General features: G+C 66.9%; 7 protein-coding genes and 1 pseudogene. 2 read left to right on the forward strand and 6 right to left on the reverse strand.

All coding sequences use genetic code 11. The features are described from left to right. Positions 1 to 3: 3 nt before the first annotated feature. Positions 4 to 753, reverse strand: coding sequence for a DUF4386 domain-containing protein (locus JNW87_RS10255; protein ID WP_109802136.1), 750 nt, complete (start codon positions 751 to 753; stop codon positions 4 to 6). 66 nt (positions 754 to 819) lie between these two features. After that, positions 820 to 1,786: pseudogene (locus tag JNW87_RS10260) on the reverse strand (NAD(P)-dependent alcohol dehydrogenase). Positions 1,787 to 1,920: 134 nt separating this feature from the next. On the opposite strand from JNW87_RS10260, the gene JNW87_RS10265 reads away from it, so the two are divergent. Then, the gene (locus JNW87_RS10265) at positions 1,921 to 2,595 is read left to right on the forward strand and encodes a TetR/AcrR family transcriptional regulator (RefSeq protein ID WP_109802137.1); all 675 of its coding nucleotides are present in this window, start codon (positions 1,921 to 1,923) and stop codon (positions 2,593 to 2,595) included. Between the two features lie 300 nt (positions 2,596 to 2,895). Here JNW87_RS10265 and JNW87_RS10270 read toward each other — a convergent pair whose 3' ends face one another. From JNW87_RS10270 to JNW87_RS10280, 3 genes are read right to left on the reverse strand one after another with little or no spacing between them, the layout of a single operon-like run. After that, on the reverse strand, positions 2,896 to 3,459 hold the full coding sequence (locus JNW87_RS10270) for a dihydrofolate reductase family protein (protein ID WP_238453563.1): 564 nt from the start codon (positions 3,457 to 3,459) through the stop codon (positions 2,896 to 2,898). Beyond that, a complete protein-coding gene (locus JNW87_RS10275) occupies positions 3,447 to 3,953 on the reverse strand; it encodes an SRPBCC domain-containing protein (protein WP_109802139.1) in 507 nt (168 codons plus the stop codon). Before JNW87_RS10275 ends, JNW87_RS10270 begins: the two co-directional genes overlap by 13 nt. Continuing rightward, positions 3,950 to 4,324 carry a helix-turn-helix transcriptional regulator gene (locus JNW87_RS10280; RefSeq protein ID WP_238453564.1) on the reverse strand — a complete coding sequence of 125 codons (375 nt, stop codon included), beginning with the start codon at positions 4,322 to 4,324 and terminating at the stop codon, positions 3,950 to 3,952. Before JNW87_RS10280 ends, JNW87_RS10275 begins: the two co-directional genes overlap by 4 nt. A gap of 250 nt (positions 4,325 to 4,574) precedes the next feature. Here JNW87_RS10280 and JNW87_RS10285 point away from each other — a divergent pair, with 250 nt between their 5' ends. Next, positions 4,575 to 5,450 carry a tyrosine-type recombinase/integrase gene (locus tag JNW87_RS10285; RefSeq protein ID WP_238453565.1) on the forward strand — a complete coding sequence of 292 codons (876 nt, stop codon included), beginning with the start codon at positions 4,575 to 4,577 and terminating at the stop codon, positions 5,448 to 5,450. 7 nt (positions 5,451 to 5,457) lie between these two features. On the opposite strand, the gene JNW87_RS10290 is transcribed toward JNW87_RS10285, so the two are convergent. Further along, positions 5,458 to 5,943 carry an NUDIX domain-containing protein gene (locus JNW87_RS10290; RefSeq protein WP_238453566.1) on the reverse strand — a complete coding sequence of 162 codons (486 nt, stop codon included), beginning with the start codon at positions 5,941 to 5,943 and terminating at the stop codon, positions 5,458 to 5,460. Between the last annotated feature and the right edge of the window lie 102 nt (positions 5,944 to 6,045).

A 6,045-nucleotide genomic window follows, 5' to 3' on the forward strand; every position in this document is an offset into this window, starting at 1 on the left:
CCGTCACGCACCCTGAGCATGCGGCTCGGTGCGAACGCCCTTGACCAGAAGCCAGACGCCGAACGTCAGCTCAAACAGCGCGCCGGGGATGAGGAGGACCAGGCTGACGTGGCTGCCGAAGATCTCGGCGACGGCGCCCGTGAAGTGGACCACGTACCCGACCACGCCCCACGCCGCCAGAAACCGGGGGACCAAGCGGGTCCGGTAGAGCAGGACGCACAGGAAGAACGCTCCGAACGCGAGCCCCGCCTGGCCAATCTGGTACGCCATCGTGTTGGAGTCCACCGCGAGCGAGCCCAGGGACCGGGCTAGCTCTGCGCTGACCTGCCCTGCATCGGGCTGCTCTGACAACGGGATGAGCGAGAGGAGACAGAGGGCGCCGACTGCCAGCAGGGCGACCTCGAAGACCATCGCGGACAGATAGGTCAGGGCGGCCCGCTTGCCGTGCTTCTCCAGGATTGGGAAGAACAAGACGGCCTTGCCGATGTCGACGGCGGTGTTCAACAGCATGAGGCAGGCGCCGAGGACCAGGGTGGCCTGGTGAGCGGAGACGCTGGTGACTAAGTCGGGCGTGTCCACCACGGAGCTGACCTGGGCGAAGCCAACTCCATACGTGACGAACCCTGCCAGGAAGAGTGGCCCGATCAGGCGTCCGTACGTCCTGCCGGTGTCGCTTGCGCAGCCTGCAGCGGAGGGCGGTGGAACAGCGGCGTGCTGGTCGGGCAACGGCGGGCCACTGGTTGTCGCGGTCACGGGTTGCTCCTTGCGGTCGGGTGGACGGGTGGTTGGAAGTCGCGTTGGCGGTGATGTGTCCGGGGATCAGACGGTGATCGCGACCTTGCCGCGGACCTGGTCCCTCTCGAGGAGCCGCATGGCGTTGGGCGCCTCGTCGAGCGGGTAGCTGCGGTCCATGCTCGGGATGACCTTGCCAGCCTCGATCAGCTCGGTGAGCCGCTCGAGGTCGGTGGCGCGCTCCTTTGCCATGAACAGCGCCAGACGCTGCCGCAGGAATAGTGAGAGCAGCGCTCCGCGCAGCTGCCTGCCCATGCCGGTCAGACTGCCGCCGTTCTCACCGCCGACGAATACGACCGTCCCTCGTGGTTCGAGTGCTCGCCGCAGCCGCCTCACCGAGGGACGTCCTCCGATGTCGAGGATCAGGTCGTAGCGGCGAGTCCCGTCGGCGAAGTCCTCGTGGCTGTGGTCGATGACGTGGTCGGCACCGAGGGAGGTCACCAGGTCGAGCTTCGCAGTGCTACAGACTCCGGTGACCTCGGCGCCGAATGCCTTCGCCAGCTGCACCGCGTAGGTCCCGACGCCGCCGGACGCGCCGTGAACCAGCACGGACTGACCTGCCTGCACCCTTCCGATGTCGCTGAGCGCCTGCAGCGCCGTGCCGGCCGACACGGGAACGACCGCAGCCTGGGCGAAGGACAGGTTCACCGGCTTCCGGGCGAGCTTGTCCCTCCCGCGCGACGGCGTACTCGGCGAAGGACCCGGGAGCGATCCCGTACACCTCGTCTCCGGCTGCGAACCGCGTCACCGACGAGCCGACCCTCGCTACCGTGCCGGCCACGTCACGGCCGGACACCGGGTTCTTTGGTCGCCGAAGCCCGAAGCCGAGTCGCATCACGTAGGGCTTGCCCGTCATCAGGTGTTCCGTGCCGCGGTCGAGACCGGCCGCGCGCACCCGCACGAGCACCTCGTGGTCGGCGATCACAGGACGGGCGACTCGGGCCAGCCGCAGGACCTCCGAGCTGCCGTAGCGGTCCTGGATGACCGCCCTCATCGTCGTCGGGGTCGCCCTGGTCGGGGTCGTCATAGCGGTCCTCCGGAAGTCAACTTGGAGATCCGTACTTAGTACGAATACGCTAACGTACTTTGTACGAAGGTGCCGATAGCACGAACGGACAAGGAATATGAATGTCTGAGCCAGTCAGCGAGGGCGGCCAGCGGCGAGCGCGGCTGACGCGCGAGCGCGTCCTACAGGGCGCGCTGTCGGTAGCCGACTCTGGCGGTTTGGGGTCGCTCACGATCCGCTCCCTCGCCAAGGAGCTCGGCGTCAAGCCGATGTCGGTCTACTACCACGTCGCCAACAAGGACGAAATCCTGGACGCGCTCGTCGACATCGTCTTCGGCGAGATCGACCTTCCGGTTCCTGGTCGTGACTGGCGGTCCGAGCTGCGGAGGCGAGCTCACTCGGCCCGCCAGGTCTTAGCGCGACACCGCTGGGCCATCGGGCTGCTGGAGTCGGGGAGCAGCCCGGGGCCTGCCAATCTGCGCCACCACGACACCGTCATCGCCACCCTGCGCGAAGCCGGGTTCTCGGCCGAGATGACGGCGCACGCCTACGCGCTGATCGACAGCTATGTCTACGGCTTCGCACTTCAAGAGGCCGCCCTCCCGTTCGAGGGCCCAGAGAGCGTCGGCGAAGTGGCGGAACCGATTATGGAGCTGATGGGCGCGGGAGAGTACCCGCATCTCGTCGAGATGGCGACCTCGTATTACATGCAGCCCGGCTACGACTTCGGCGACGAGTTCGTGTTCGGGCTCGACCTCATTCTCGACGGGCTCGAAAGGTCGCTCGGCCTGGGATGAGTGCCGCTCGCGCGATGGGCATGACGGCGAAAACGTCCGGTCATGTCGATGAGCGGTTGCGTCGGGAGCGGTCGACGAGCGTGCGCTGGCACGCCGACGGATAGACGAAGGGGGTAGTTCTCGGGGCGTTCCCCGGACTGAGGTTCGCTGTCGCCACCGTCGTCCCGACGCGGCGGTTGACGCCTCCGCACACTGCGACTTGACGCAACCCGAGTTCGTGATGGGCGACCTCATCCGGCCGAATCGGTCGTCAGCGCTCCGCCTGTCATGCAAGCGCCGGCGATCGGACAGGGCTGTCGTTCACTGTCCGAGAGGGCGGTAGCGGAGGTGTACGACGCCGTTTCGGAATCGGCGCTCATCGAGGAGTTCGAGGTCGGCGCGTATGTCGGTCGGCAGCCCTGGCTTGCCCCCGCCGACGACAACGGGCCAGATGAACAGCTGGCACTCGTCGACCAGCCCGGCCTTGAAAGCCTGCGTCGCGAGGTTGGCACCTCCTACGGTGAGATCGCTGCTGGCCGTGGCCTTCAGTTGGCGTATCGCGGCGGGGTCGAATTGGCGTTCGAGTCGGGTGCCGGCGGTTGACACCGCGGCGAGGGTCGTGGAGTAGACGACTTTGTTCGCCGCCTTCCAGGCGCTGGCGAAGTCTGCCATGAGCTCGGACTGGGCGGCCAGACCGGTGTTGGTTTCCCAGACCGCCATCGATTCGTACAGGCGCCGTCCGTAGAGGAACGTGCCGACGGATCGCAGGAGGTTGGTGGTGAACGCGAATACCTCGTCGTCGGGTGGGAACCAGTCGAAGGCGCCGCGCTCGTCCTCGATGTAGCCGTCAAGCGACATGTTGGTCACGTAGATCAGCTTGGCCATGCTCCTACCTTTCGATGATCAGCTGCAAGGACCTGGAGATTCGTCAACGTGGCGTCCAGCTTGGTGAACGCCTGGCGCCAACCCTCCTCGCTGGGGTGTGTCAGGTGCTCGGGCAGCCACTGGCGGATCTCCAGTCGCGTCCGCCCGTCGGCTTCGTCGTGGAACTCGACCCGCAACCTCGTCTCGAACGGCTCGATGCCCTCCTGCAGCCGGCCACTGACGTGCATGACGCCTTCGAGCAGTTCGCCGTCAGCGATGTCTAGAAGGTCGACATGGATGTGCACGCGAAGGCCGGGGTCGGCTGCATTGACTTCCGTCCACCGTTGATAGCCGCCGGGGCGTACGTCGAACTCAATCTCGTCGCGTGGCAGGGAGTTGCCGGTCGGGCCCCACCACGCCGCCAGGTGGTCGGGGTCGGTGAAGGCTCGGTAGACGAGCTCCCGCGGCGCGTCGAACACGCGCGAGATGACGAGCTGCGGAGTTTCGGTGTTCATTCGATCTCCTTGGGGTCGTCGGCCATCCGGTCCGTTGCCGGTCCGGCGGCCTGCACCGCGGCGAGGTGGGCATCGAGGCGGGTGAGGGACGAGTCCCAGAACCGCCGGTAGCGCTCGATCCAGTCGGCCGCTTCGCGCAGGGGGGCAGCTTCGAGGTGGCTCGCGCGCCACTTGCCCGACCGCGACCGCGAGATGAGCGCGGCACGCTCGAGCACTTTCAGGTGCCGTGACACCGCTGGCATCGAGATGGAGAGAGGAGCGGTGAGCTCTGTGACCGTGGCGTCGCGTGCGGCCAGCTCGGCGAGGATTGCCCGTCGAGTCGGGTCGGCGAGCGCCGAGAACACCGCGCTGAGCTGATCGGTGCCAGCCATCGGAAGCCCCCTTCACTTAACCACCCTGTTAAGCGTATTGGAACGCGAGTGATGTTGTCAACGGATGAGTCGCCGGGCCGGCTCGGTCCTGCCACCAACGCTGACGTGCTGCCGAACAACCTGCGGCAAGGCGGTGTCCGCTTCTGCCGCTCCGGGTGGGCTGGTGTTCATCGCCGGTGGTCACGCACGGTGATGTATGGCTATCTCTCCTGCTTCGGCTTCCAGTGTCGTACCTGCCGATCAACTCGTTGTGCGCGCCGCAGTGTCGGCCTTCCTGGGCCGCTACCGTGAACAGACTCGCGTCCATACCGAGTCGGACCTGCGAGTTTTCCTGCGCTGGTGCACCGACCAAGACCTGGGCCCGCTGGCTGCGGCGCGGTTGGACATCGAGCGGTACGTGCGCCGGCTGCGAGACGTCCGCCGGTACCAGCCCTCGACGGTTTCGCGGCGCCTGTCGGTGGTGGTCGGGTTCTATCGGGTCTGCGTCATCGACGCCATCCTGGAGCACTCGCCGGCCGACTACGTCCGTCGGCCCACGGTGCCGGCCGAGTCGCCGACCCTCGGGCTGGGGCACCTGCAGTTCGAAGCCCTGATCACCACCGCCCGGAAGTCCCCGAACCTGAACGACTTCGCCCTGGTCGCGCTCTTGGGTCTGCTCGGGCTGCGGTTCTTCGAAGCCTGCGGGTCGAACATTGCCGACCTAGGCGAGGAACACGGCCACCGGGTCCTGCGCGTGCGCGGCAAGGGAGGCAAGGTCGTCCTCGTCCCGCTCCCACCCGCGGTCGCCCGAGCCATCGACCGGGCCGTCGACCGGGCCGTCGATGAGCGCACCAGCGGGCCGATCCTGCGCAACACCCACGGTCGGCGGATGGACCGGCACGCCGCCACCCGCCGGCTCAAGCACCTGGCCCAGGCCGCAGGGATCCGGATGCCGAGGATGCATCCCCACATGCTGCGGCACACGTTCGTGACGACGATGCTTGACGCTGGCCTCAGCCTGCGCGACGTGCAGATCGCCGCTCGCCACGCCGACCCGCGAACCACCATGCGCTACGACCGGGCCCGCAAGAACCTCGACCGGCACCCCAACTACATCCTCGCCGCGTACATGGCCTCCGGGACATAGCCAGCGCTCACGGCTCTGCCGATGAGCAGCGATGGATCTCCGGACCGCTCGGCGATGCGGCTGTCCGTGCTTCGTCGCGACGAGGCAGCCGGTCAGGCTCAGGCAGAGAACGAACCAATGCCGCCAAGACGCCATGCACGAGGGGAAGCCCGCCCAGCTCGCTGATCCCGACCCATGCGATGTCGTCATGCTCGTCAGGTGCACAGTTGGTCGGAGAGCCAACCCAGTCTCCAATTTGCCAGACGCCCACGTGAACGGCGTCCTCACCACTGCCGGCATGCAAGTCGCCCAACCGTGAAGAGGACTCCGCCACAATCTGAACACCGAGCTCCTCGCGCATCTCACGCGCGAGGGCTTGTAGTTCCGACTCACCCGCTTCGACATGCCCCCCGGGCAGATCCCAGAGATCTGGGTATGCCCGGCGGGTCGGGCTGCGGTGTACTAGCAGGACCGCGCCGTTCTCAACGAGTGCGCCTGTGACGACGACATGCATGACGGATTAGCTCTTCATGCCCCTGTCGGGGCCGCCGCGGAGGCGGGAAAATGGCCTTACGCTCGGCCGGGTCGACGTCGTCCTCTCCTTGATGCCGTGGAT

Origin of the sequence: Micromonospora sp. ATA51 (genome assembly GCF_016802855.1) — a bacterium.
GTDB lineage: Bacteria > Actinomycetota > Actinomycetes > Mycobacteriales > Micromonosporaceae > Micromonospora > Micromonospora sicca.

Excerpts from the sequence above, each read along its gene's own strand:
- JNW87_RS10265 (WP_109802137.1), top strand. The coding sequence starts at position 1,921 with ATGTCTGAGCCAGTCAGCGAGGGCGGCCAGCGGCGAGCGCGGCTGACG.
- JNW87_RS10270 (WP_238453563.1), bottom strand. The coding sequence starts at position 3,459 with ATGGCCAAGCTGATCTACGTGACCAACATGTCGCTTGACGGCTACATC.
- JNW87_RS10275 (WP_109802139.1), bottom strand. The coding sequence starts at position 3,953 with ATGAACACCGAAACTCCGCAGCTCGTCATCTCGCGCGTGTTCGACGCG.
- JNW87_RS10280 (WP_238453564.1), bottom strand. The coding sequence starts at position 4,324 with ATGGCTGGCACCGATCAGCTCAGCGCGGTGTTCTCGGCGCTCGCCGAC.
- JNW87_RS10290 (WP_238453566.1), bottom strand. The coding sequence starts at position 5,943 with ATGCATGTCGTCGTCACAGGCGCACTCGTTGAGAACGGCGCGGTCCTG.